This window comes from Halosolutus sp. YCN4 (assembly GCF_059736495.1).
This window is the reverse complement of the sequence record NZ_JCASSM010000002.1, coordinates 586916-609545: the sequence shown is the minus strand read 5'-3', so window position 1 is coordinate 609545 and position 22630 is coordinate 586916. Positions and strand designations below refer to the sequence as shown.

Sequence of the window (22630 nt, the reverse complement as noted above, 5' to 3'; positions counted from 1 at the left end):
CCCGCGAACGCCTCGATTCACGCACGCTCAGGGGAACGGCCCGGCCGACGCGAGACGATCGTATGTCGTCCCCACCAGGTCGAAGTACGCGTCCGTCATGATCCGGGGGTCTGACACCCGGTGGAAGGAGTCGCGGACGAACGCCGCCTCGCGACGTGAGAGACCGTAGGCGTGACAGGCCGCCGCGTCGATCTCGGCCTGCAGTTCGGTGCGACCCCTGCGGTCGGTTACCGGGTCGATACCGCCGAGGCGGTCGCGCATCTTCGCGAACGCCGGGCCGTAACAGTTGAGGCGCGCGGCGCGCTCCGAGATGTACTCGAACCAGTCGTCGCCCGCGGTCAGACGCGGCACCTGTGACTCGGTCAGTTTGTACGAGACGAGGTTCTCCTCGATTTTTCTCCGCATCAGGTAGTCGAAGGGGAGACTGTTCAGGAGTCCGAGCGCGACGAACAGTTCGCGATCGGTGAACACGCGCTCGTAGACCGAGTGCAGGGGGTATTCCGAGAGGGCGTCTCGATCGATGTCGAACGTGTAGGGACGGATGGTGTTGAGCGCATGGTGGCAGACGACTCCCTTCGGAACGACCGCACAGATCATCGTTCGCTCGTTCGTCGAATTCGTGATGTTCCGGAAGACGATGCGATACGCGCTGCAGTCGAGTTTGACGTCCTCGAGCGAGAGCGGCCGTCCGCGTTCCCGTTCGAGGAGGTCGTCCACGAACGCGGTCTGTGACCCCGTTCCGTCGAACGCCTCGTAGAGTGCTTTCTTGAGGCCCAGTTCGGGGTCGCGGGACCGGAGCGCTTTCTCCCGAATTCGGCGTTTGGCGCTTCGCTCGGGGTCGCGGTCTTCGGCGACGCTCCACAGCGTCGGCGGCGCCAGGTCCGCGACGACGTCGGGCGAATAGCTGTACTGGTAGACGTTCGATCCGCCGTAGACCGGATACGCGCCCGCCGCTTCGGATTCGACGTAGCGGTCGCGGTCCCTGTTGCGATCGAGTTCACGGTACGGGGTCACCGTCCACCCCGGGGCGTCGTCGGACAGCGGCGGATGGGCGACGAGGCTGCGAAGGATGGCGGCCTGGGTCTCCGATTCGACCAGCGGAAATAGCCCCGCGTTCGGCGAGTACTCGGTCAGGACCGCCCGGGGGACGGTAACCGCCGCCTCGTCGACGCGTCCCAGCACGTCGAGGTCGCCTTTCCGGTAGATCGACTCGAATCGATCGGTGCGGCCGCCGGTCTCGCAGACGGCGATGCCGAACTTGTACCGGCTGTCGACGTCCGGAAAGACGCCCCGGTTCTCGAAGAGGACGACCTGCTGGAGCGACGTCTCCTCGAGCAGGTGCGTTCGAAGGTCGGCCCCCGCGGCCCCGACGAAGACGGTTCCCGGAAGGAGTTGGCCGACGTACGACTCGTCGCTCGCCACCTCGAAGACGCGTTCCAGGAATAGCATCGAGAGGTCGTTGTCGGTGCCGACGGCGGTGCCGCCGACGTCGGGGTTCTGCAGGACGTACTGCGAACTGCCGTTGAAGTAGGCCGCGCGGGTCGCCAGTCGCTCCTGGTAGGCCGCCCAGCCGTCGGCGATCGCGGGGTCGTCCAGGAGTCGCTCCTGGACGGCGTCTTTCTCGGACGGCGATCGGGTTCGAAACCCCTCGTCGAACCTCGCGAAGTACTCCTCGCGGTCGGGCGCGACGACGTCCCAGGGCGGATTGCCGACGACGACGTCGAAGCCACCTGCGGCGGCCACCGCCGGGAACTCGAGCGGCCAGTGGAACGGGGAGTGATCCGCGAGGTCCGCACGAGTAACGTCCTCGAGTCCCGCGTCGTGAAAGTCCGCGAGCACCCGCTCGTCGAGTTCGTCGCTGGACGGAGACGGCCGATCGCCCGCGGCCTCGTACCCCTCGTCCCCGTCGCCGCCGTCACGGCTATCGATCGTGGCGGACGCGTCCCCTTCTCGATCGGCGAGATCGGTGACGCCGACGAGGGCGTTACCCTGCCGAATACCGTCGTCGACGTCGGGCACGGTCTCTACTGCACTTGGCTCATCCTCGATGTCGGCGACCATCGACAGCCAGAGACGGCGTTTGCAGACCTCGACGGCTCCGTCGTCGACGTCCACGCCGTGGAGGCAGTGGCGAGCGATCGCGCGCTTCGCGTGCAGCGAGGGGGTGTCGTCGTCGGCTTCGATCGCCGTCAGTTCGTCCCGGGTCCGGGCCTCGAGCGCGTCGCCGCGCCCCTCGCGCTCGAGGCGCCGGAAGAACTCGAGACACTGGACGGCGACGTCGAGCAGGACGTCCTGTGCAGCGAGGAGGAACGCGCCGCTCCCGACCGCCGGATCCAGGACTCGCGTCTCCCACAGCACGTCGTGATAGAGCGTCTCGACGTGGGCCGTCGTCACCCGCGCCATCGGAACCGGGGGCGTCGGCGCTCCACCGTCGACGGTCACAGTGGCGTCACTGACCGCCTCTCCGGTGAAGCCGAACACCTCGTCGATCGACTCGTACGCCGCGTCGACGGCCTCCGAGAGCCGATCGAGGAGGGACGGGTGGATCGTCCGGCGCGCCACGAATCCGGTGATCTCGTCGGGCGTGTAGTACGCGCCCAGTCCCTTCTGGGTGACCGTCCGCTCGTAAATCCGACCCAGGATCGCGGGGGTGAGCGTCTTCGGGCCGGCGGCGGCGACCTGCTCGTCGACCGCCCAGTTCCACTCGGAGAGGAACGCGAGCACGTCGTCGAGGAGCGCGTTCGTCTCCATCGGGGACGCGCCCAGTCGGGCGTCGGCGAACTCGCGTTCGATCGGCGCCCTGGCGAACAACCCGCCGTCGATGGATGGGACCCGCCCGAACGCGGAGTCGTGCTCGTCGCCGGCGAGGCAGTCGAAGAGCGGCCGGAAGAACGCCTCGTACCGATCCGCCCCCTCGTCGACGACGGTCGCGGGCCGATCGTGAAGATACCGTTCGGACCCGTCGAGCAACCCCTTCGCCTGGAGGACGGCGAGAAAGAGCAGCCGATCGAGGACGACCTGGACGTACCGCCGTTTCGCGTCGCCACGATCGGCCGGAACCCCCGCGACCGCCTCCACGAGGTCGGTCCGCAACGCCTCGAACTCCCGGACGAACCCCTCGACGACCGCGCACGTGTCGAACAGCGTCTCGGCGAGTCCCGTCGAGCCGTCACCGATCGCGTTGAGTCGGTCGAGGATCGCGTCCGCGCGCTCGGTCTCCCGCCTGAACCCCGATTTCGCGAACGAGAGCGTCCGGAACCCGATTCGACCGTGGCGCTGGTCGGTCCGCCGCCGATCGCGCGCGATGACCGTGAACCGCTCGAAATCGTGGGCTGCGACGAGATTCGTCCGCCGATCGCCCCGGTCGGGACCGAACGCCGTCGGCGACTCGTCCGGTCCGGCCACGACGAGACCGAGCGTCTCGTCGTCGCACCGACAGGCAAAGCGCGCCCGTTCGCCGGGCGTCGATCGCACCTCGAGACCACGCGTCGCGAACGACTCGGCGATCTCCCGGAGCGAGTTCCATCCGAGAACGTCCGCCGCGGTGAGCCGCTGCTGGGTCACGTGTCACTGGACGCGGGGATCGCATATCAACGTGGGGCACCGGTACAGGGGCAGAGAACGGCGCTCGCGATCGATGGCAGGTCGGTCGATTGCGGTGCGGCGGCTACTCGAGCGGGGTCGTGGCTCGTCCGTCGACGATCGCGACGGTAGAATCAGATCGGTGAGCGAAGGGAAGACGATCGGACCGATCGACGGCTCGGGCGGGTTCGAATTACGCCCGAGAACCTGCGCCACGGGCGCAGAACCTCGGTCTAGTTCGAACCGCCGCTCGCATCACGTTGCTATCGCTCACGGGATGTTCGCGACAGCAACAGTGGGCTCGGGCGGGTTCGAACCACCGACCTCGGCCTTGTAAAGGCCGCGTCATGACCAGCTAGACCACGAGCCCGCATGCCGACTGAATCGCCCCGTCCGAATAACCTTTACTTTCTCGCGTGGCAGGTATGCCCCATGGTTCTCGAGCGCGTCTGGAAGGGGCTGCTCGTGATCGCAGCCTGTTCGATCGTCCTCGTGCTCCTCGTCCAGGGCGGCGTCGTCTCCGCCCCGTGGAGTCCGGACGAGGGCGAGGTGCGCGTAGTCGACGACGAGAACGAGGCCGACGGGGATCCCAAGGCGGTCGTCGAGGTCGAGGTCGCCGACACGCGCAGCGAGCGCTACACCGGACTGAGCGATCACGACTCGCTCGAACCGGGGACCGGGATGCTGTTCGTGCACGAACGCGAGGGCGAACGCACGTACGTCATGCGAGAGATGGACTTCGACATCGACATCATCTTCATCGACGCCGATCGGGAGATCACGACGATCGCACACGCGCGGGCCCCCGAACCCGGCGAGGACGGCGAGGATCTCGAGTACTCCGGCGAGGCGAAGTGGGTGCTCGAGGTGCCACGCGGCTACGCGAACGAGACGGGGACCGAGGTCGGCGACGAGGTCGAGATCGATCTCGAGTCGAACGAGGTGAGCATCACGTCGATCGCTCCGTCGGCACTGCAAGCGGACGCGAGCGAGTCGGTCGTCGCCGCGCCGATCGACGAGGCGACCTATTTCGATTCGTAGCAAACGCTTATTGGCCGCGGCCCCCGAGGCGAGAGTAATGAGCGGTGTCGACTGGGAGGACGACGACCCGTTCGAGGAACAGCGCGAGGAGATCGAGAATCCGATGAAGCGGCTGTTCGTCGAGTACGGTCGTAACTACGTGTTTCACGCGGTCGTCGGCATCCTCGCGAGCGTCTCCGCCCGCGTGCTGGATCTGCTGCCGCCGATCATGCTGGCGGTGGCCCTCGACGCGGTGTTTCGCGACGAGATCGGCTACGCGGAGGCGCTTCCGTTCGGCAGCGGACTCGTCGCGCCGTACGTTCCCGAGACCCAACTCGAGCAGTTCTACCTGACGATCGGCGTCATCGCCGGCGCCTTTTTCGTCGGGGCCGCGTTTCACTGGATCCGCAACTGGGGATTCAACGCGTTCGCCCAGAACATCCAGCACGACATCCGGACCGACACCTACGACAAGATGCAGCGGCTGAACATGGACTTCTTCGCGGACAAGCAGACCGGCGAGATGATGTCGATCCTCTCGAACGACGTCAACCGCCTCGAGCGGTTCCTGAACGACGGGATGAACTCCCTGTTCCGACTGGCGGTGATGGTCGTCGGAATCGGTGCCATCCTCATCGCGTACAACTGGCAACTGGCGCTGGTGGCCCTGCTCCCGGTGCCGCTGATCGCCGGCTTCACCTACCTGTTCGTCCGGATCATCCAGCCCAAGTACGCCGCCGTCCGCTCGACCGTCGGGAAGGTCAACTCCCGCCTCGAGAACAACCTCGGCGGGATCCAGGTGATCAAGTCGAGCACGACCGAGGACTACGAGTCCGATCGCGTCGAGGACGTCTCGCAGGACTACTTCGACGCCAACTGGGACGCCATCGAGACGCGCATCAAGTTCTTCCCGGGACTGCGCGTCCTCGCCGGCATCGGCTTCGTCGTCACGTTCCTCGTCGGCGGCCTGTGGGTCTTCCAGGGACCGCCCGGTCCCTTCACCGGCACGCTGAGCGAGGGCGAGTTCGTCGTGTTCATCCTCTACACGCAGCGGTTCATCTGGCCGATGGCCCAGTTCGGACAGATCATCAACATGTACCAGCGTGCCCGCGCCTCCTCGGCGCGGATGTTCGGCCTGATGGACGAACCGAGTCGGGTCGCGGAGACCCCCGACGCGACCGCCCTCGAGGTGACCGACGGCCGCGTCGCGTACGACGACGTCACGTTCGGTTACGACGACGAAACCACCGTCGAGGACGTCGAGTTCACCGTCGACGGCGGCGAGACGCTGGCGCTCGTCGGTCCCACTGGTGCGGGCAAGTCGACCATCCTCAAACTCCTCTTGCGAATGTACGACGTCGACGAGGGGGCGATCACCGTCGACGGACAGGACGTCCGCGGCGTCACCCTCGAGAGCCTTCGCGAGTCGATCGGCTACGTCAGCCAGGACACGTTCCTGTTCTACGGCACCGTCGCGGAGAACATCCGATACGGCGCGTTCGACGCCAGCCGCGGGGCGGTGATCGAGGCCGCGAAGATGGCCGAGGCGCACGACTTCATCCAGAACCTGCCGGAGGGGTACGACACGGAGGTGGGCGAACGCGGCGTCAAACTCTCCGGCGGCCAGCGCCAGCGCATCTCGATCGCCCGCGCGATCCTCAAGGATCCCGACATCCTGATCCTGGACGAGGCCACGAGCGACGTCGACACCGAGACCGAGATGCTCATCCAGCGATCGATCGACGAACTCGCCGCCGATCGAACGACGTTCGCGATCGCACACCGGCTCTCGACGATCAAAGACGCCGACAAGATCGTCGTCCTCGAGGACGGGAAGATCGTCGAGCGAGGGACGCACGAGGGGCTGCTGGCCAACGACGGGCTCTACTCGCACCTCTGGGGCGTCCAGGCGGGCGAGATCGACGAGTTGCCACAGGAGTTCATCGAGCGCGCCCAGCGCCGCCAGGCGCGGACGGAGGTCGACGCGGACGCCGACGACGACTGAGCCGTCGCTACCGATCCAGCGCGTCACGAAGGTCCTCGAACCCGACTGCGCAGCACTCGTTCACCTGATCGGTCGGACGCTCAGAACGACTCCTGTTCGCGCTGTCCCTCCTGATCCGGTGCCCCCTCGTCCTGCCTGTCTTCGCCCGCCGCCGGCGGCGTCCGATCGCTGTAGTTCTTCCGCCCGATCGCGTCGTCGCTGACCATGTTCATGATCGCCTGCTCGACCTCGCCGTAGTCCCGGTACTCGTCCTCGTTCAGGGGCCCGATGAGTTCCGCGAGGGTCATCGTCTCCTCGCCCATGCCGATCTGCTCGTCGCCGTGTTCGTCGAGCAGGTCGTCCTGACTGACGGGATACTCCTGACTCTCGAGTTCCTCCTGAAGGTCTCCGAGTTCGACGCCGAGTTCGCGATCCTCGTTACTCATGGGAGGATACTGCGCCAGCGCGCTCAAACAGGTTGGCCCTGCGTACGCACCGTTCCCGCATCGCCAGGGTGCCGCTCGACCGGCCCCGATCGAGCCGCTGCCGTCGCCGCCGCAACCGGCGACGCACGCCACGGCCACCGAGGGTTTCATGTCCACACGGTCGGAGGACTCATCCATGGACCTCTCCGATGCGACGTGGACCGACGTGCGCGACGCCGACACCGAACTCGCGGTCGTCCCCGTCGGGAGCACGGAACAGCACGGCCCCCACGCGCCGCTCGGGACCGACGTGATCGGGGCCGAGGCCGTCGCCGACGCCGCCCTCGATCGAACCGATCGCGAGGTCGTGCGGGCACCCGCGATTCCGATCGGGATCGCCGCGGAACACCGACAGTTCACCGGCACGATGTGGGTCTCCGAAGACACGTTCCGGGACTACGTCGGCGAGGCCGTCGAGAGCCTCGCCCACCACGGCTTCGATCGGGTCGTCCTGGTCAACGGCCACGGCGGGAACGTCGACGCCCTGCGGGAGGTCGGGGGCACCCTGACCCGATCGGGAACGGCCTACACCGTCCCGTTCACGTGGTTCGAAGCCGTCGGCGACCACGCGGCCGACATGGGCCACGGCGGCCCGCTCGAGACGGCGCTGTTACGCCACGTCGACCCGGACCTCGTCCGCGAGGATCGGATCGAGGAGGCACGGGACGGACGGGCCGACGGCTGGGGCGAGTGGACGAGTCACACGAATCTGGCCTACGACTCCGCGGAGTTTACCGACAACGGCGTCGTCGGCGATCCGGCCGACGGCGACGCCCGACGCGGCGAAGAACTGCTCGACCTGGCGGCGGATGCGCTCGTTCGACTCCTCGCGACGATCGCCGAGCGCGACGTCTCTCGGCCCGAGGACCGATCGTAGCCCGGGGCTGGCAGAGAACGACGGCTCCCGGATGCCGGCGAATGGACCGAGATGAGCCGGTCGTTACTCCTCCTCTTCTTCCTCTTCTTCCGCTTCCGCGTCGGGCCCGGCGTCCTCTAGCGTACTCCGGAGTGCAGGAATCGTCGACGTGAGGTCGCCGACCTGCTCGCCCGCCGCGGAGATGTCCGTGATCGCGTCCTCGAGGTCGCCGATCTCTTCTTCGAGGTCGTCGGCGTCGTCGAAGGCGTCGGCGCGCTGGCCCATCGTGAACCACTTCTTGGCGTCCCGGAGGTGGTCCTCGGCATCGCCGGCGTCCAGCGCGGAGTTGAGCCCGTTGAGCACGCCCAGGACGTTGTCCGCGTCGGTCTCCCAGACGTCGTCGGCCGCCGGCAGTGCGTCCCAGGCCGCCGCGAGCGAGGATTCGACGTCCTCGCGCATCTCGTTGGCCGCTTCGCCGAACAGTTCGTCGTCGTCGCCGAGTGTCGCTTGGCTCATGTCACCACGTTCACCGGGACTGGGGTTAAAAGGTAGCCCGAAAGTGAAAGTGAAAATCGGCCGAAGCGATCCGATATCGCCCGATCGACGGTGAGATTTCGAAAGGCTGGAACCGTCGAGACTCGCGGCGGGAAATCGGATCGACACCCGAAGTAGGACAGTGAGCGAATAGATTCGACACGGTCCTGGTGGCAACGAACGGACAGGATTAAGTAGGAGTGTAAAGCACACTTTACTGTAAAGAGTCCTTTACAGGACGAGCGCGGTACGAACCTCGAGATCGAGACACCCATGACGGAACCTGCAATCGGATTCCTTCGAACCGGCGCACCGGAGACGTACAAGCGACTGATGCTCGCCTGCTGCGTATTCGCGGGCATCGCCCTCGGCGTGGGCTCGGCGCTCCAGCGTCCGCTCGTCGCGGTTGGACTCTACGCCCTCGGCATGATCGCCGCCGTGGCGATCCCGTCCGCAACGAGGTACACGCTGTTCGACGAACGGGACGACACCATCCACAGACGCGCCAGCGGGTTCACGCTGACGCTGTTCGGATGGCTGGCGGCGATCGTGTTCCCGTCGCTCGTCGTCCTCTCGTCGACCCGGTACTTCTCGTGGGGAACCGCGAGCGTGACGCTCGCCTGGACGACGACCGTCGTCTACGTGACCTACGGCGTCGCGATCGGCTACTACAGCCGCCGATGAAGTGCGACATCCGCGATCGGCGCGAAGAGCGCGGCGAGAGCCAGGCCGATCTCGCGGCCGCCGTCGGCGTCTCCCGCCAGACGATCAACGCCATCGAGCGCGATCGGTACGATCCGTCGCTCGAACTCGCGTTCGAACTCGCGGCTCACTTCGACACCTCGATCGAGGACCTGTTCGATCCCGAACTCGGAGACGACGATTCCGACTCCGCGTGACGGGTTCGACGGGACGAACCGATCGGGACGCTACTCGCGACCGCGGACCTCCTCCAGTCGCATCAGCGGGTAGCCGTCCTCCATCGCCATGCGCGTGACGACCTCGCAGCCCTCGTAGTCGACGACGATCTCGACCTCGAGGAAGCGCCCCGTCAGTTCGGTGTAGTCGGCCGGGCCCGCTTCGAGCGCCGCGGCCAGTTCGTCCTCCCGCACCTCGACCGTCACCGCGGTACAGTGGGGCTGGTTCTCGATCGACTCCTCGATCGCGGTCGCGAGACTGGGCGCGCTCTCGAGCGAGACCGGCGTCCCGGCGAACTGGTGGTAGAGCGTCCCGAACTTAATGCCGGCCTCGAAACAGGCGGCTTCCGCGTCGGTCGGCGTCGAATCGCTGGGCATAGCCGATCCCACGGGCACGGTCGGGAAGGGGATTCCGGTCCGCGGGTATCGGGCGGGACGTGATTCCGATCGCCGGGTCCAGTCGCACACTGGGGTCCGGGGTCGCGGACCCCGATCGGGCGTCGTATCATCCGGGAAACGTATGTCAGCGACGATCGGACCGACGCGGAATCGCACGTTACTTATCGGCCCCTGTCTTCACACCGAACGAATGGCACAGTCGGTCCTGCTCACGGGGGCTGCGGGGCGCGTCGGAGAGGCGATTCTCGGCGGCATCGGCGACGAGCACGAGTGGCGCCTGATGGATCGCGACCCGCCGACGGACGACCACCCCGGCGAGTTCGTCGTCGCGGACATCACCGACGAGGACGCCGTCCGCGAGGCGATGGAAGGCATCGACGTCGTGATCCACCTCGCGGGCGACCCGCGGCCGGAGGCGCCGTGGGACAGCGTCCTGACGAACAACATCAACGGGACGCAGACGATCTTCGAGGCTGCCGTCGACGCCGGCGTCGAGAAGGTCGCCTTCGCCTCGTCGAACCACGCCGTCGGGGCCTACGAGACCGAGGAGCGCACGCCCGACATGTACCGCGCCCACGACGACTACCTGCTCGACGGCACCGAGTTGCCCCGCCCCGGCAACCTCTACGGCGTCTCGAAGGCCGCCGGCGAAACCCTCGGGCGCTACTACCACGACGAGTACGGCATCTCCGTCGTCAACGTCCGCATCGGTAACCTCACCGAGGGCCACCCGCCGATCGACTACGAACGCGGCCAGGCGATGTGGCTCTCCTACCGCGACTGTGCCCACCTGTTCGATCGCTGTATCCGCGCCGACTACGGCTACGAAATCGTCTACGGCATCTCCGACAACGATCGCAAGTACTACTCGATCGATCGGGCCCGCGAGGTGCTGGGCTACGAGCCACGGGACAACTCGGCGCGACACGACTGACGGCGATCGGGTCTCGAAATCGCGCGACCGGGCCACGAGACGAACGCCGTGAGTAGTCGCTTCCCCTGCTATGGACGCGGTGTCTCAGCGAGAGACGCCCATCGATCGGGTTGTCTGTACTCGCACGGAGACTGACCGGATTTTTGACGTCGACCGTACCGACTGCGGACGGAACTGGGATCGGCCGCCCCATTCCACCGACACATAATTACACGAAATTATACGTCAGCGAGCCATTTCGTCTGTACCTCCGGTGTGTGTTACCTATTACCATTGTAGGGCCGACAGGGGTCGTCTCGCAATCTGCAGGAGACGACATATTGGGTAACTGCTATTATCGAGATGGAACGATCCCGTCGCTATATTCATCGGAAAGTGCACGTATTCGACGCAGGCGGCAGCAACTGGGGGAGTGATACGATGGCATCACCCGAGGCCGAGAGACCCGAGGAATCGTTCGACAAATCGATCGCCGGGTGGATCGACTTCGAGCGGCGACCGTTGCTGAAAACGCTGGGCGCGGGGGTCGCTCTCTCGCTGAGCAGTGGTCTCACAACCGCTCGCGACGATGACGACTCCGACGCAGAGGAGAGCGATACGACCGGGACCGACGCGGCGGAGATCGACCCGCAGTACGGCTTTGCGGTGCCGAACGTCGAGGAACTGCCCGCGACGCTCGACCCCGATCACGAAGTCGAACTCCACACGGTGGAGTCGGAAGATCCGGAGAACCCGGACCGGCCTCCGTTCTTCCACTTCGACCCGATCGGCATTCACGTGGGTGCCGGTGACGTCGTGCAATTTACTCCCGAATCTCCCGATCACACGGTTACGGCGTATCATCCCGCACAGGGATTCCAGCAGCGAGTGCCCGACGGAGTGCCGCCGTTCTCGTCGCCGGTGCTCAACCTCGGTAGCGCCTGGCTCTACGAGTTCACCGAAACGGGCGTGTACGACGTGTACTGTGGCCCACACCACGTGCTCGGAATGAGCATGCGAATCGTCGTCGGTGACCTCGCCGAGGACGATCTGCCGGAGTACGAGGACACGTTCGAGGGGAGCGACGAACCGCCGCTCCTTGCGCCATTTAGCAAGGCGTTCCTCGAACACGAACTCAACGCGACGACCGAGGGGAACGAGGACTGCGAGTGGGCGTGGCTGACACCGCAGGAGATCCTCGACGCCCCCGCGCTCGACCCGGCGACGGTTCGAGACCGGGGAACGATGCCGTTCGAGGACGTCCTCGCCGATATCGATCGCTTCGCGGATGAACTCCCGGATCATGACGAAGCCGACGAGGCAGCGCCGACCGTTCAGGTCCGCGATCACCCCGAACACGGCGAGATCCTGGTCGACTCGGACGAGATGACGCTGTACATGTTCGATCAGGACACCCAGGGAGCGGCGGAGAGTACCTGTGACGAGGATTGCGCCGATGCCTGGCCGCCGCTCACCGCCGACGCGGCCAGCGCTGGCGACGGCGTCACGGCCGATCTCGAGACCTTCAAGCGAGAAACCGGTGAGATGCAGGTGACGGCCAACGGCTGGCCGCTGTACGGTTTCGCCCAGGACGACGCTCCGGGAGACGCTCGTGGACGGGGCAGCAACGACGTCTGGTGGGTCCTCGGACCCGACGGGACTCCCATCCGGTCCGACGCGAGCGAGTAGACCGGCGAGCGTCGGTGTCGGCGACGAGCCACGAGCCGAGACGGCGAACGGCGATCGGGATCCGGCGCGATCGAGCCGACCGATCGGGCGGTCAGAACAGCCCTTCGACGTCTTTTTCGCGCGATCGTCGTCGGTCGACGTGGCCCGTCAACCGCTGGTAAACGATCCCCCGATGGTCGTCCTCGCGGACGAAGTCGAACAGCAACGTGATGAACGGACTGGCGTCGTCCCCGGCCGCCAGATCGCGCTCCGCGTACGTTCGTGCCCTCTCGATCGGGTCCTCGTCGAACCCCAGTTCCTCGGCGAGGACGCTCGCCGCGATCGCGGTCGGTTCGACGCCGAGATCCGCGAGCGTGGGGGCCGTTCCCTCGTGTTCGATCGGAATCGGAGGGCGGCGCTCGACGACCTCGGGATCGGCCGCGATCGTGCCGAGCGCCGATCGGATCGGATCGAGTCTCAGGTCGCGATAGTCCGCCGGCAAGCCGTCGAGGTAGTCCCGACCGCTGTTCGCGAGGCCGACGGCACCCGCCCAGTTGCGATCGCGAGCGTGGTAGACGGCGGCGGTGAACTGGATCAAGCCGTGGAGCAGGCGCTCGTCGTCGGTCCCGGTCTCGAGGTCGAGCCAGTAGTCCTCCCAGGCGTCGTGGGCGGCGTGGTAGTACCCGTCGTTGTAGACGGCGACGCCCGCCCGAAGCCGATCGCGCATAGCAGTCGTTGGATTTCGACCCGAATAAAGAAACGGTGATCGCCGGATACTACCGCCTCCGGCGAGGCGGGCAGACAACTGTGGAAGCGGGGTAGGGGGCGACGAGCAGCGATCGCCCCGGACCGGTTACTGGCCGCCACCGGTCATGGCGGTGTCGGGATCGACGACGGAACGTCCCATTACTATGCGGTCGTTTCGATCGACTAACTCGGGTGAGAAGCGGCGTAACTGGTGCTTAACCCGCCGTTCTGACGATCGACGGGCGGTGACGTGAACTCACCGATCGAAGTCGTCCTCCCACCGGAATCGACCGTTCCGCTGGACGACCTCGCCGTCGATTTCCAGTCGTGAGTCCTCGCTGACGTCGGTGATCATGTCGACGTGAACGGCGGAGTCGGTACCCGACTCGCCCTCGGGGAGACAGGCGTCGTAGGCCCGGCCGACGGCGAGGTGGACCGTCTCGCCCATCTTCTCGTCGAAGAGGATGTTGTCCGTGTACCGATCGATCCCGCGATTCATGCCGATCCCGAGTTCGCCCAGTCGGCGGGCACCCTCGTCGGTGTCCAGAATGTCGCCGATCACGGCCTCGCCCTGCTCGGCCGCGTAGTCGACGACCGCGCCGTCCTCGAAGGTGAGGTGGACGTCGCGAACCGCCTCGCCGCGAAGCGTCATCGGCACGTCGAACGCGACCGTTCCCTCGGTGGCCGCGGGCGCGGTAAAGACCTCGCCGCTCGGCAGGTTGTGCGAGTCGTACGCGACCGACGCCGCGCTGTTGACCGCCGTTCGATTTTCGATCGACATGGTGAGGTCGGTGTCGTCGGAGACGAGTCGGACCTCCGAACCCTCGTCGAGCAGGTCCTTCAGACGGGCCATCTCCTCCGCCAGCGACTCCCAGTCCCGGAGGATGGCGTCGTAGGCGAACGCCTGGTACTCCTCGTAGGCCATGTTCGCCTGCTGGGCGAGCGATCGGGTCGGGTGGACCGTCGAGACCCAGCGCGTGTCGTAGCGCGCCTCGCGGATCTCGGTCCGGGCGCTGCGGTAGGCCTGGCGCGTCTCCCCCGGCACGTCGGCGGTCGCGCTCGTGTTCCGCCCGCCGCCGATCGAGAGGTAGACGTCGCTCTCCTCGAGTAACGCGCGTTCGTGGGCCGGGTTCTCGTCGAAGTCGTCGTCGTGCGCCCGGAGGTACGCGCGCGTGACCTCGCCGGAACTGTAGGTCGCGAGTAGGTTCGCCCCCCGCTCGCCGAGTTTCTCGGCGACGGCGACGGCGAGTTCGTGGGCGTCCGGCCCCACCGAGAGAACGACGTTATCGCCTGCCTCGACCCGTGCGCTCCAGTCGACCAGTACCGCCGCGTGTTCGCGAACGCGTTCGTCCATACCGGTGGCTCGGCCGGGATACTAAAACGGTCTCCGATCGATCGCGAACGGATTCATACGGACTGCTGTAGTCAATTACCGCCGGTCGCCGACCCCGTCCTGGTGTTCGGCGGTAAATAGTTACAGCAATCCGTATCAGGCGAGGTGGGTCTCGCCCGCGTCGACGCCCTCGTGCGAGCGCACGAGCGAGACGATGGCGTAGACGATCGGCGTGTCGAGCACCGCGATCGCGAACTTCAGCAGGTACTGGCCGATCATCAGGCCGAGCGCCGCCTGGAACGGGAGCGGGGCCATGCCGACGTCGAGAATCGCCGGGGCGAGCACGAAGCCGACGGCGACGAAGACGACGGTGTCGATCGCCTGGCTGCTCGCCGTGGAGCCGATGTTGCGGAGCCAGAGCTTCTCGGAGCCGGTGTACTCCCGGATCCGGTGGAAGACGAGCACGTCCCAGTTCTGGCTGATCACGTACGCGAGGAGACTGCCGAGGACGATGTTCGTCGACGCGCCGAGCACCGTCGCGAACTGGCCGGCGCTATCGGGATCCGCCGCCGGCGCGGCGATCGTCGACCAGACGAGCGCCAGCACGACGAAGTTCAGCGCGAACCCGACGTTGACGACGATCTGGGCCGCGCGCTTGCCGTACAGTTCGGTGTAACAGTCGCTCGCGAGGAAGGTCAACGCGTACGCGAGCGCGGCCCCGGGGAGGGCGAGTTGGTCCCCCGCGATCGGGAGCGCCACGGGAATGTCGAACGCGAGCACCTTCGAGGCGGTCAACTGGGCCGTGACGAGCGCCGCCACGAACAACCCGATCAGGGCTACCTGTGCGATCGTCGGCGTCCCACGTTGCTGAGTCATATCCCCCGCGTAGTCAGCGAACCTACCTAAACGATACTATTCGGGTCCGATTCGAGTATGCGCCAGGTGATCGCGAACGATGAGCGATGGCTGTGAACGCGCCCCGTGCGACCCGGCGGCACCGACGAGGTGCGGTCGTTCTGGACGATCGGTCGGCGTCGAATGCGGCCGACGAGCGCGATCGGCGCCGTCGTGTCGCACGTCGAGACGAATGCAGCCACGCACGGACACCCGACAAGCGGTGTTGTAAGCGGTGCTCCGGCGGTACACCGATCGTCGTTTCGACCAGCGGAGAGAATAGTTGTCCGAGAAACGTGAAAACCGAACCCGGCGCATCTTCGCCTATCGTTCCGCGTATAGCAGATTCTACCTCGAATTATTTTCCTTTCGATAGAATAACTATAACACAACTGTTATACGTGTGGCGGGGATTCGTTGAATTGCAATGGCGAAAGGAAACGTTGATTTCTTCAACGACACAGGCGGCTACGGTTTCATTTCGACGGACGACGCGGACGATGACGTTTTCTTCCACATGGAAGACGTTGGCGGTCCGGACCTCGAAGAAGGCACAGACATCGAATTCGACATCGAACAGGCCCCCAAGGGCCCCCGCGCCACCAACGTCACCCGCCTGTAATACGGCCTCTCACGTTCGGTAACGGGTTCACATTCGATTAGCAATTCTTCAGCACACTACTCGACGAGCGACGGCTACGTCTCCGCCGAGACGCGACGCCGTGCTCGAGGAGCCGCGGCGGTGTGGCGGGGGCCGCGCCGATCGCCCACCGGCGAGTCTCCGCTCGCGGCGATGTGGACGGAATCCTCACTGGCAACTGTGCTACCGAGACCATTACGCGAGTCGGCAGTCACTACAACGCCCGTTCACGGCGTCTCGCGGCGGAATTCCGGTCCCGGTCGGCGACCTGGGCGGCTCGATTGCCCGCCGGAGTAGGGATCTCCTACGAGCCGACGCCATCATAATCGCAGTCGTTCCGCCGTTGAGGACCTCGAAACCGCCACCAAAACCGCCGATACGTAATCGATAACAAACAATCAGAATACTGGTGTGACTACATGGGTGAACCATGGACGATCTGACCGGGTTTCAGCGAGATCTCCTGTACGTCATCGCCGGGGCCGACCAGCCGTCCGGCCAGGACGTAAAAGACGAGATCGAGACGTACTACAGCAGCGACATCAACCACGGCCGACTCTATCCGAACCTCGACACGCTCGTCAACAAGGGACTCGTCGAGAAGGGACAACTCGATCGCCGAACGAACTACTACGCGATCAGCGACGAGGGCCGTCAGCAGATCGAACAGCGCCGGGAGTGGGAATCGCAGTACCTCGACGAGTTGTAGTTCCGATCCGGCGCCGATCGACGACCACCGAATCGCGAGTTCGGTCCCGGCAGACGCTCCTACGGGTCCGTCACGGACCCAGGACGACGCCCGACCGCAGCCGATTACGCGAACGCGACGAGGTTCCGGAAGAAGTCGCTAAAGGTGATCAGAAACAGCGCGGCCAGGACGATGAGGATGAGAAAGGTAAAGAAGATGATCGCCGCCTGACGCCCGGTGAGCGATTCCCCTTCGAGGAGTTCGTCGAGTTCCATACCTACTGATATCAGGTATCACTCTTAAAATGCACCGGTGTCCGGCGGGCAACTGGTCGTCTCCGGGTCCCGGAGTCGCCCCGTTCGAGACGATGCCGTCGTCACGCCCGCTCCAGCGCCGCCGCCAGGTCGGCCTCGATCGCGTCGACCTTGCTCCGATCGTACAGCGCCGCGGCCGGGTGAAACGACGGGACGACGATCCGCTCGGCGTGGGCTCGCGAGTCGGTCCCGCTCGAGGTCGCTCCCACCTCGCGCTCGAACGTCCGACCGTGCAGGTCGGTGATCGTCTCGGCGGTATCGAGGATCTCGGCCGTCGCGAAGCTCCCCATCGGAACGACGACGGTCGGATCGACGCGCTCGATCTCGGCCGCAAGCACCGGCCACCACGCCTCGATCTCCGCCACGCGGGGATCGCGGTTCTCCGGTGGCCGCACCTTGACGAGGTTGGTGACGTACAGCTCCCGGCGATCGTGGCCGATCGATTCGAGCGCCCGATCGAGCTGGGAGCCGGCCTGGCCGACGAACGGTTCGCCCTCGGCGACTTCCCGTTCGCCCGGCGCCTCGCCGACGAGCATCACGTCGGCCGACAGCGGGCCGACGCCGGGGACGAACCGATCGGAATCGCGCTGGTCGTCCGGAACGGCCTCGAGTGCATCCGCGAACACGGTCCGGAACGACCAGTCGGTCGAGTGCTGATCGGTCATGGTGGAGGCTACGGCCGTGACTGGAACCATCGTTTCCCTTGCTTACACAGCCCGGTCGACGGACGTCCGTCGGCGGGCCGGTCGGGGATCGACTCCCGGACGGTGCCGCCGAGTGCACGGCCGGTGACGCCGGTATCGCGCTACGAATCCGCCCGATCGTCGTAGACGACGACGTCCGGCCCGGCGTCGGCCGGGTCGATCGCCCCCGGTCCGGTCTCCGGGTTCGATCGCGCGTCGACGACGGTGCCGTCGGGGTAGACGTCGACCAGATCCCGGAGGACGACCACTCGGCCGTCGTACTCGTCGCGGACGGTCTCTATCGCCGGTTCGAGATCGGCGGGGTCGTCGCGGCCGACGTGGGACAGGGCGAGCGTGCCGACGTCGGCCGCCCGGGCGGTTCGCCCGCAGGCGCTCGCGGAGGGATGGAGCGCCGTTTTCGGCCCGTCCGCGTCGTCCGCGAGCACACGGTGGTGAACGAGGACGTCGGTTCCCCGGGCGATCGTCGGCACGTTCCCCGATTCGGCGGCGTAATCGCCGGAAAACGTGACCGATCGCCCCCCGGAGGACACCCGGTAGGCGAGCGCCGGGACCCGGCCGTGGACGACCGGAATCGCGTCGACGGCGACACCGTCGCCCTCGTAGATCCGTTCCGGTTCGTCGTCCTCGCCGACGGCGGCGTCGACCTCGGTGACCGGAAGCGCCAGTTCGCCGTCCGCGTACCGCTCGACGAAGTCGGACAGGTAGCCGTACGCCCCGCCCTCGTCGAACAGCGTCGTGAGCCACTGTTCGGCCCCAGGCTGTCGTGCGTTCCCCGCAGGCCCGTACACCGCCAGGGGCCGATCGCCACGACCCTGCTGGTAGGCCGCCTTGACGATCGCCGGGACGTCGGCCGTGTGATCGACGTGGAGGTGGCCGAGAAAGATCGCGTCCAGCGCGGTCAGGTCGATCCGGGCGTCGCTGAGTCGCGCGGCAGTCCCGCCGCCAGCGTCCACCAGCAGCGTCGGGTCGCCGTCGACGTGAACGGCGTACCCGACGGACGCCCGCTCGTTGTCCAGTGCCGACGCACCCGTTCCGAGGACCGTGACGTAGAAGCCGTCGTGGTCGCCTGCGCGGGCGGCCATGACTCATCCGTCGGTCGGATCGGCCCTAAGTCCCGAGCCTGAGCATTCCGGTCTGGCGCGCGCGGCCCTCGACGGCCGAACGTAGCCGCACGCATTATTACTCGCCAGTAGCCGTTAACTGTATCATATTCCCCTACCCAAACATTCACGTATTAGTGAATGTCACGTGGGAACGGATGTCAGAGAACCCCCATCCAGTAAACAGACGAACAGTGTTGCAAGCGGCTGGCGGAGCGCTCGCCACCGTCGGCACGACCGGTCTGGCAGCGGCCGATCCCGACGACACCGTCGAGGTCAACGTGGGTTTCGCCAACGCCAGCGGGCGGTCCGCGGCACTCGACGCGGCGTCCGAGACGGTTCGCGAATTCGCGTTCGACGCAGTGACGATCCGGATGCAAAAGCGTGCGGTCTCCAGCCTCCAGCAGAACCCGAACGTGCGCTACGTCGAGGAGAACGGCGAGATGCACGCGCTCGCCCAGACCCTCCCGTGGGGTATCGATCGCGTGGACGCGGACGTCGCCCACGACGACGGCGAAACCGGTGCCGGTGCCGACATCGCGATCCTCGACACGGGGATCGACTCCGACCACCCCGATCTGCAGGCCAACCTGGGGAAAGGCAAGGCGTTCGTGGAGTGCAAGGGGAATCCGAACATCTGTCGCGAGCCCTGGGACGACGACAACGATCACGGCACCCACTGTGCAGGGACCGCCGACGCCGTCGACAACAGCGAGGGCGTCGTCGGCGTCTCCACCGAGGCGACGCTGCACGCGGTCAAAGTGCTCGACAGCCGCGGCAGCGGGTCGTTCTCCGACATCGCGGCCGGCATCGAGTACGTCGCAGACCAGGGCTGGGACGTCGCCAGCCTCAGCCTCGGCGCGAGTTCCGGGTCACAGACCGTCAAGGACGCCGGACAGTACGCCTACGACGAGGGCGTTCTGCTCGTGGCCGCCGCGGGTAACGACGGACCCTGTTCCGACTGCGTCGGCTACCCGGCCGCCTACTCGGAGTTCATCGCCGTCAGCGCGACCAGTGAGGACGACTCGCTGGCGAATTTCTCCTCGACCGGACCCGAAATCGAGATCGCCGCCCCGGGCGAGGACGTCTACTCGACGATCCCCGGCGGCTACGACACGTTCTCGGGGACGTCGATGGCGTGTCCGCACGTTTCCGGTGCGGGCGGCCAGCTAATGGCGAACGGCTACACGAACGTCGAAGCCCGTCAGCGGCTGACGGACACGGCCGAGGACATCGGCCTCGCGGACAACGAGCAGGGGAGCGGCTTGCTCGACGTCGCCGCGGCCCTCGGTCTCTCGAGCTGAATCCGATCGGTCCCCGTTTCGTCGGATACGAACGTCCAGTACTGGCACGTATCCCGCTGTTCCGAATCGGGCTTCCACGGTTACTCGTGACGTCCAGTGTCCCGTGACGTAGTCGCGTCTGCAGTAACCGTCGTCGACCCGGCAAGGACGGAGATCACACGGAGTGGATCAGCACCGGATTGTGGCGTGAGACAGTCAGCCACACCTAGGGTAGTAGGGAGGGCGGCTATATCTCGAGATGCTGCCGGTAGATCCATGAGAAACGGAGATAGTCTGGACCGAACCGTTCTCGTCTGCCGGAACTGCACGTCCGTGTACGCAGCGAGAATCTGGCCCGACGGAACACCCATGCCGATCGGGTTGGGGCCCGACTGTCCGTGTGGTCACTCCGACTTCCGCGAGTACGGGTGAGTAGCGGCGTCCGGACCGTGACCGTCCGCCCGCATCGAAGCTTACCCACGGTTACTGCCGGGAGGACCGTCTCGGGATCGATCACGTGCGACCGCGCGAGGGTCGCGGCCTCGGGCGCCGATTCGCGTCACCGCTGGCCGTTGGACTCTCGCGTTCCGGCGTCCGCGAACTCGCAGTGGCCCCTCCCGCGTCACGAACGTCGCGCCTGGACTCCGAGCAGATCGACGAACCGCGTCGATCCGATCGCCACAGCGCTCGCACTCGTCGGATTCGACGAGGCGGCTCATCGGCCGACCCCCTCCCTTCGCGTGGAGTTTTCAGAATCTGAAGACGGGCTCTCAGTATCCGTGTGTAGTGATCGCCGGACCTGTCGCGGCTGAGTGGGCCGTTCCCGCTCACTCCGTCCACCATCCTGCTGGCACGTTCGCTGTCGAGCGAATTGAAGGGGAAATCTGTTTCGCGATCCGATCTCCCGATCGCATTCGTTCTCTCTGCACCATCACAATCCGGGAGTACTTACGTATGGAAAGCCGTTGTTCACCTAACCGAAAGAGGCGCTGTCCTCAACACAGCTGAGACGGAACGTTCGATTTGGGAGTGTCAAGGGCGTGATCGACGTACGTACTCACACCCCCGAACGTTTGCGTTCAGCTATATCGTGGCCATTCTGGCTACGTGGCTGCGTTTTGGGACTGCTATGATCGGGTCTACCAATGGACATTGAAATTGCGACGATTGGCGGATACGAGGAAGTCGGTCGGCAGATGACTGCCGTCCGCGCCGGTACCGACATCGTGATTTTCGACATGGGACTGAACCTGTCGAAGGTCCTCATTCACGACAACATCCGAACGGAAGGGATGCACAGCCTCGACCTGATCGACATGGGTGCGATCCCCGACGATCGGGTCATGAGCGACCTCGAAGGTGACGTGCAAGCGATCGTTCCGACGCACGGGCACCTCGATCACATCGGGGCGATCAGCAAACTCGCTCATCGATACGACGCACCGATCGTCGGGACACCGTTCACGATCGAACTCGTGAGCGATGAGGTCGAGGAAGAGCAGAAGTTCGACTTCGACAACGATCTCGTCAAAATGGAGGCCGGTGAAACGATGACGATCGGTGACCACGGGTGCGAACTCGAATTCGTCAACGTCACCCACTCGATCATCCAGGCGATCAACCCGGTCCTGCACACGCCCGAGGGTGCGATCGTCTACGGACTGGACAAGCGGATCGACCACACCCCGGTCATTGGCGACCCGATCGATATGGATCGCTTCCGTGAGATCGGTCGTGAGGGCGTTCTCTGTTACATCGAGGACTGCACGAACGCGAACAAGAAAGGCAGGACTCCCAGCGAGAACGTCGCGCGAGAACACCTCCGAGACGTCCTCTACAGCATGGAGGACTACGATGGGGCAATCCTCGCGTCAACGTTCTCCAGCCATATCGCCCGGGTCAAATCGCTCATCGAATTTACACGGGATATCGGACGGACGCCGATCTTGCTCGGTCGATCGATGGAAACGTACTCGGGGACCGCAAAGCGGATCGGCGTCGATTTCCCGTCGGACGTCGAGATGGTTGGCTACCGCCGTTCAATCGAACAGACCCTGGAACGGATCATGAACGACGGCAAAGAAAACTTCCTGCCGATCGTCACGGGCCATCAGGGCGAACCGCGGGCACTCCTCACGCGAATGGCGCGTGGCGAAACCGCGTTCGAACTCGAACCCGGCGACAAGGTGGTCTACTCCGCACGCGTAATTCCCGAACCGACCAACGAGGGACAACGCTATCAAGCGGAGAAACTGCTCGGCATGCAAGGAGCGCGCGTCTACTCCGACATTCACGTCTCGGGCCACCTCTGCCAGGAAGGACACTACACGATGCTCGATGCGCTTCAACCGGAGAACATCATCCCAGCACACCAGGACCTCGGCGGATTCTCGGGATACGTGGATCTCGCATCCGATCAAGGATACACACTCGGGCGGGATTTACACGCCACGACGAACGGGAACGTCATTCAAATAAACTGAGTCGAGGCGTCCCGGAATCCTCGGCCGACTCGTCGAACGATTCGTGTTCTACCAGTAGTTGGTAATACGGCTTCGTTATTCAGAGT

Annotated in this window: 21 protein-coding genes and 1 tRNA gene; 11 read left to right on the top strand and 11 right to left on the bottom strand. The window is 65.5% G+C overall.

Annotated features, from left to right (window positions below):
- Nucleotides 1–27 precede the first annotated feature (27 nt).
- Together AC6I6X_RS09255 and AC6I6X_RS09250 are read right to left on the bottom strand one after the other, a co-directional pair.
- On the bottom strand, nt 28–3564 hold the full coding sequence (locus AC6I6X_RS09255; protein ID WP_497930223.1) for an Eco57I restriction-modification methylase domain-containing protein: 3537 nt from the start codon (nt 3562–3564) through the stop codon (nt 28–30).
- A 314-nt stretch (nt 3565–3878) separates the two neighbouring features.
- Nucleotides 3879–3952 (bottom strand) — tRNA-Val (locus AC6I6X_RS09250).
- A 62-nt stretch (nt 3953–4014) separates the two neighbouring features.
- On the opposite strand from AC6I6X_RS09250, the gene AC6I6X_RS09245 reads away from it, so the two are divergent.
- Both AC6I6X_RS09245 and AC6I6X_RS09240 read left to right on the top strand, forming a co-directional pair.
- Nucleotides 4015–4623 (top strand): DUF192 domain-containing protein, encoded by a 609-nt coding sequence (locus AC6I6X_RS09245; RefSeq protein WP_497930222.1) that lies wholly within the window; start codon nt 4015–4017, stop codon nt 4621–4623.
- A gap of 37 nt (nt 4624–4660) precedes the next feature.
- Complete coding sequence (locus tag AC6I6X_RS09240; protein WP_497930221.1) at nt 4661–6607, top strand: ABC transporter ATP-binding protein; 1947 nt, start codon at nt 4661–4663, stop codon at nt 6605–6607.
- A gap of 80 nt (nt 6608–6687) precedes the next feature.
- On the opposite strand, the gene AC6I6X_RS09235 is transcribed toward AC6I6X_RS09240, so the two are convergent.
- Entirely contained in the window at nt 6688–7032 is a 345-nt protein-coding gene (locus tag AC6I6X_RS09235) for a DUF5789 family protein (RefSeq protein WP_497930220.1), read from the bottom strand.
- 175 nt (nt 7033–7207) lie between these two features.
- Between AC6I6X_RS09235 and AC6I6X_RS09230 the strand changes: the two genes are divergently transcribed.
- A complete protein-coding gene (locus AC6I6X_RS09230; RefSeq protein WP_497930219.1) occupies nt 7208–7948 on the top strand; it encodes a creatininase family protein in 741 nt (246 codons plus the stop codon).
- A gap of 63 nt (nt 7949–8011) precedes the next feature.
- On the opposite strand, the gene AC6I6X_RS09225 is transcribed toward AC6I6X_RS09230, so the two are convergent.
- On the bottom strand, nt 8012–8443 hold the full coding sequence (locus AC6I6X_RS09225; protein WP_497930218.1) for a DUF5790 family protein: 432 nt from the start codon (nt 8441–8443) through the stop codon (nt 8012–8014).
- A 291-nt stretch (nt 8444–8734) separates the two neighbouring features.
- Between AC6I6X_RS09225 and AC6I6X_RS09220 the strand changes: the two genes are divergently transcribed.
- Together AC6I6X_RS09220 and AC6I6X_RS09215 are read left to right on the top strand one after the other, a co-directional pair.
- Nucleotides 8735–9145 carry a DUF2178 domain-containing protein gene (locus tag AC6I6X_RS09220; RefSeq protein WP_497930217.1) on the top strand — a complete coding sequence of 137 codons (411 nt, stop codon included), beginning with the start codon at nt 8735–8737 and terminating at the stop codon, nt 9143–9145.
- Nucleotides 9142–9360: a helix-turn-helix transcriptional regulator gene (locus AC6I6X_RS09215; protein ID WP_497930216.1), complete on the top strand. Its 219-nt coding sequence runs from the start codon at nt 9142–9144 to the stop codon at nt 9358–9360. Before AC6I6X_RS09220 ends, AC6I6X_RS09215 begins: the two co-directional genes overlap by 4 nt.
- A 30-nt stretch (nt 9361–9390) precedes the next feature.
- On the opposite strand, the gene AC6I6X_RS09210 is transcribed toward AC6I6X_RS09215, so the two are convergent.
- Nucleotides 9391–9756, bottom strand: a complete 366-nt coding sequence (locus AC6I6X_RS09210; protein WP_497930215.1) for a dihydroneopterin aldolase family protein — start codon at nt 9754–9756, stop codon at nt 9391–9393.
- A 211-nt stretch (nt 9757–9967) separates the two neighbouring features.
- On the opposite strand from AC6I6X_RS09210, the gene azf reads away from it, so the two are divergent.
- Nucleotides 9968–10711 carry an NAD-dependent glucose-6-phosphate dehydrogenase Azf gene (gene azf / locus AC6I6X_RS09205; protein WP_497930214.1) on the top strand — a complete coding sequence of 248 codons (744 nt, stop codon included), beginning with the start codon at nt 9968–9970 and terminating at the stop codon, nt 10709–10711.
- Between the two features lie 420 nt (nt 10712–11131).
- A complete protein-coding gene (locus AC6I6X_RS09200) occupies nt 11132–12379 on the top strand; it encodes a plastocyanin/azurin family copper-binding protein (RefSeq protein ID WP_497930213.1) in 1248 nt (415 codons plus the stop codon).
- A 91-nt stretch (nt 12380–12470) separates the two neighbouring features.
- Here AC6I6X_RS09200 and AC6I6X_RS09195 read toward each other — a convergent pair whose 3' ends face one another.
- The 3 genes from AC6I6X_RS09195 to AC6I6X_RS09185 form a co-directional block, all read right to left on the bottom strand.
- On the bottom strand, nt 12471–13085 hold the full coding sequence (locus tag AC6I6X_RS09195; protein ID WP_497930212.1) for a DUF309 domain-containing protein: 615 nt from the start codon (nt 13083–13085) through the stop codon (nt 12471–12473).
- Nucleotides 13086–13361: 276 nt separating this feature from the next.
- Complete coding sequence (locus tag AC6I6X_RS09190; protein WP_497930211.1) at nt 13362–14459, bottom strand: aminopeptidase; 1098 nt, start codon at nt 14457–14459, stop codon at nt 13362–13364.
- Nucleotides 14460–14594: 135 nt separating this feature from the next.
- Nucleotides 14595–15314 carry a queuosine precursor transporter gene (locus AC6I6X_RS09185; RefSeq protein WP_497930210.1) on the bottom strand — a complete coding sequence of 240 codons (720 nt, stop codon included), beginning with the start codon at nt 15312–15314 and terminating at the stop codon, nt 14595–14597.
- 445 nt (nt 15315–15759) lie between these two features.
- Between AC6I6X_RS09185 and AC6I6X_RS09180 the strand changes: the two genes are divergently transcribed.
- Both AC6I6X_RS09180 and AC6I6X_RS09175 read left to right on the top strand, forming a co-directional pair.
- A complete protein-coding gene (locus tag AC6I6X_RS09180; RefSeq protein ID WP_006087767.1) occupies nt 15760–15954 on the top strand; it encodes a cold-shock protein in 195 nt (64 codons plus the stop codon).
- Between the two features lie 448 nt (nt 15955–16402).
- Nucleotides 16403–16681: a PadR family transcriptional regulator gene (locus tag AC6I6X_RS09175; RefSeq protein WP_497930209.1), complete on the top strand. Its 279-nt coding sequence runs from the start codon at nt 16403–16405 to the stop codon at nt 16679–16681.
- Nucleotides 16682–16785: 104 nt separating this feature from the next.
- Here AC6I6X_RS09175 and AC6I6X_RS09170 read toward each other — a convergent pair whose 3' ends face one another.
- The 3 genes from AC6I6X_RS09170 to AC6I6X_RS09160 all read right to left on the bottom strand — a co-directional run bounded on the left by AC6I6X_RS09170 (nt 16786) and on the right by AC6I6X_RS09160 (nt 18760).
- The gene (locus AC6I6X_RS09170; RefSeq protein ID WP_265109760.1) at nt 16786–16935 is read right to left on the bottom strand and encodes a hypothetical protein; all 150 of its coding nucleotides are present in this window, start codon (nt 16933–16935) and stop codon (nt 16786–16788) included.
- 101 nt (nt 16936–17036) lie between these two features.
- Nucleotides 17037–17639 carry a uracil-DNA glycosylase gene (locus AC6I6X_RS09165; RefSeq protein WP_497930208.1) on the bottom strand — a complete coding sequence of 201 codons (603 nt, stop codon included), beginning with the start codon at nt 17637–17639 and terminating at the stop codon, nt 17037–17039.
- 140 nt (nt 17640–17779) lie between these two features.
- The gene (locus tag AC6I6X_RS09160) at nt 17780–18760 is read right to left on the bottom strand and encodes an MBL fold metallo-hydrolase (protein WP_497930207.1); all 981 of its coding nucleotides are present in this window, start codon (nt 18758–18760) and stop codon (nt 17780–17782) included.
- Between the two features lie 176 nt (nt 18761–18936).
- Between AC6I6X_RS09160 and AC6I6X_RS09155 the strand changes: the two genes are divergently transcribed.
- Nucleotides 18937–20082, top strand: coding sequence for a S8 family peptidase (locus tag AC6I6X_RS09155; RefSeq protein WP_497930206.1), 1146 nt, complete (start codon nt 18937–18939; stop codon nt 20080–20082).
- Between the two features lie 1124 nt (nt 20083–21206).
- A complete protein-coding gene (locus AC6I6X_RS09150; RefSeq protein ID WP_497930205.1) occupies nt 21207–22544 on the top strand; it encodes an RNase J family beta-CASP ribonuclease in 1338 nt (445 codons plus the stop codon).
- The last annotated feature ends 86 nt before the right edge of the window (nt 22545–22630 follow it).

Bases quoted from the DNA above. Each gene is read 5' to 3' on its own strand.
- AC6I6X_RS09245 (WP_497930222.1), top strand. From the start codon at position 4,015: ATGGTTCTCGAGCGCGTCTGGAAGGGGCTGCTCGTGATCGCAGCCTGT.
- AC6I6X_RS09240 (WP_497930221.1), top strand. From the start codon at position 4,661: ATGAGCGGTGTCGACTGGGAGGACGACGACCCGTTCGAGGAACAGCGC.
- AC6I6X_RS09235 (WP_497930220.1), bottom strand. From the start codon at position 7,032: ATGAGTAACGAGGATCGCGAACTCGGCGTCGAACTCGGAGACCTTCAG.
- AC6I6X_RS09230 (WP_497930219.1), top strand. From the start codon at position 7,208: ATGGACCTCTCCGATGCGACGTGGACCGACGTGCGCGACGCCGACACC.
- AC6I6X_RS09225 (WP_497930218.1), bottom strand. From the start codon at position 8,443: ATGAGCCAAGCGACACTCGGCGACGACGACGAACTGTTCGGCGAAGCG.
- AC6I6X_RS09220 (WP_497930217.1), top strand. From the start codon at position 8,735: ATGACGGAACCTGCAATCGGATTCCTTCGAACCGGCGCACCGGAGACG.
- AC6I6X_RS09215 (WP_497930216.1), top strand. From the start codon at position 9,142: ATGAAGTGCGACATCCGCGATCGGCGCGAAGAGCGCGGCGAGAGCCAG.
- AC6I6X_RS09210 (WP_497930215.1), bottom strand. From the start codon at position 9,756: ATGCCCAGCGATTCGACGCCGACCGACGCGGAAGCCGCCTGTTTCGAG.
- azf (WP_497930214.1), top strand. From the start codon at position 9,968: ATGGCACAGTCGGTCCTGCTCACGGGGGCTGCGGGGCGCGTCGGAGAG.
- AC6I6X_RS09200 (WP_497930213.1), top strand. From the start codon at position 11,132: ATGGCATCACCCGAGGCCGAGAGACCCGAGGAATCGTTCGACAAATCG.
- AC6I6X_RS09195 (WP_497930212.1), bottom strand. From the start codon at position 13,085: ATGCGCGATCGGCTTCGGGCGGGCGTCGCCGTCTACAACGACGGGTAC.
- AC6I6X_RS09190 (WP_497930211.1), bottom strand. From the start codon at position 14,459: ATGGACGAACGCGTTCGCGAACACGCGGCGGTACTGGTCGACTGGAGC.
- AC6I6X_RS09185 (WP_497930210.1), bottom strand. From the start codon at position 15,314: ATGACTCAGCAACGTGGGACGCCGACGATCGCACAGGTAGCCCTGATC.
- AC6I6X_RS09180 (WP_006087767.1), top strand. From the start codon at position 15,760: ATGGCGAAAGGAAACGTTGATTTCTTCAACGACACAGGCGGCTACGGT.
- AC6I6X_RS09175 (WP_497930209.1), top strand. From the start codon at position 16,403: ATGGACGATCTGACCGGGTTTCAGCGAGATCTCCTGTACGTCATCGCC.
- AC6I6X_RS09170 (WP_265109760.1), bottom strand. From the start codon at position 16,935: ATGGAACTCGACGAACTCCTCGAAGGGGAATCGCTCACCGGGCGTCAG.
- AC6I6X_RS09165 (WP_497930208.1), bottom strand. From the start codon at position 17,639: ATGACCGATCAGCACTCGACCGACTGGTCGTTCCGGACCGTGTTCGCG.
- AC6I6X_RS09160 (WP_497930207.1), bottom strand. From the start codon at position 18,760: ATGGCCGCCCGCGCAGGCGACCACGACGGCTTCTACGTCACGGTCCTC.
- AC6I6X_RS09155 (WP_497930206.1), top strand. From the start codon at position 18,937: ATGTCAGAGAACCCCCATCCAGTAAACAGACGAACAGTGTTGCAAGCG.
- AC6I6X_RS09150 (WP_497930205.1), top strand. From the start codon at position 21,207: ATGGACATTGAAATTGCGACGATTGGCGGATACGAGGAAGTCGGTCGG.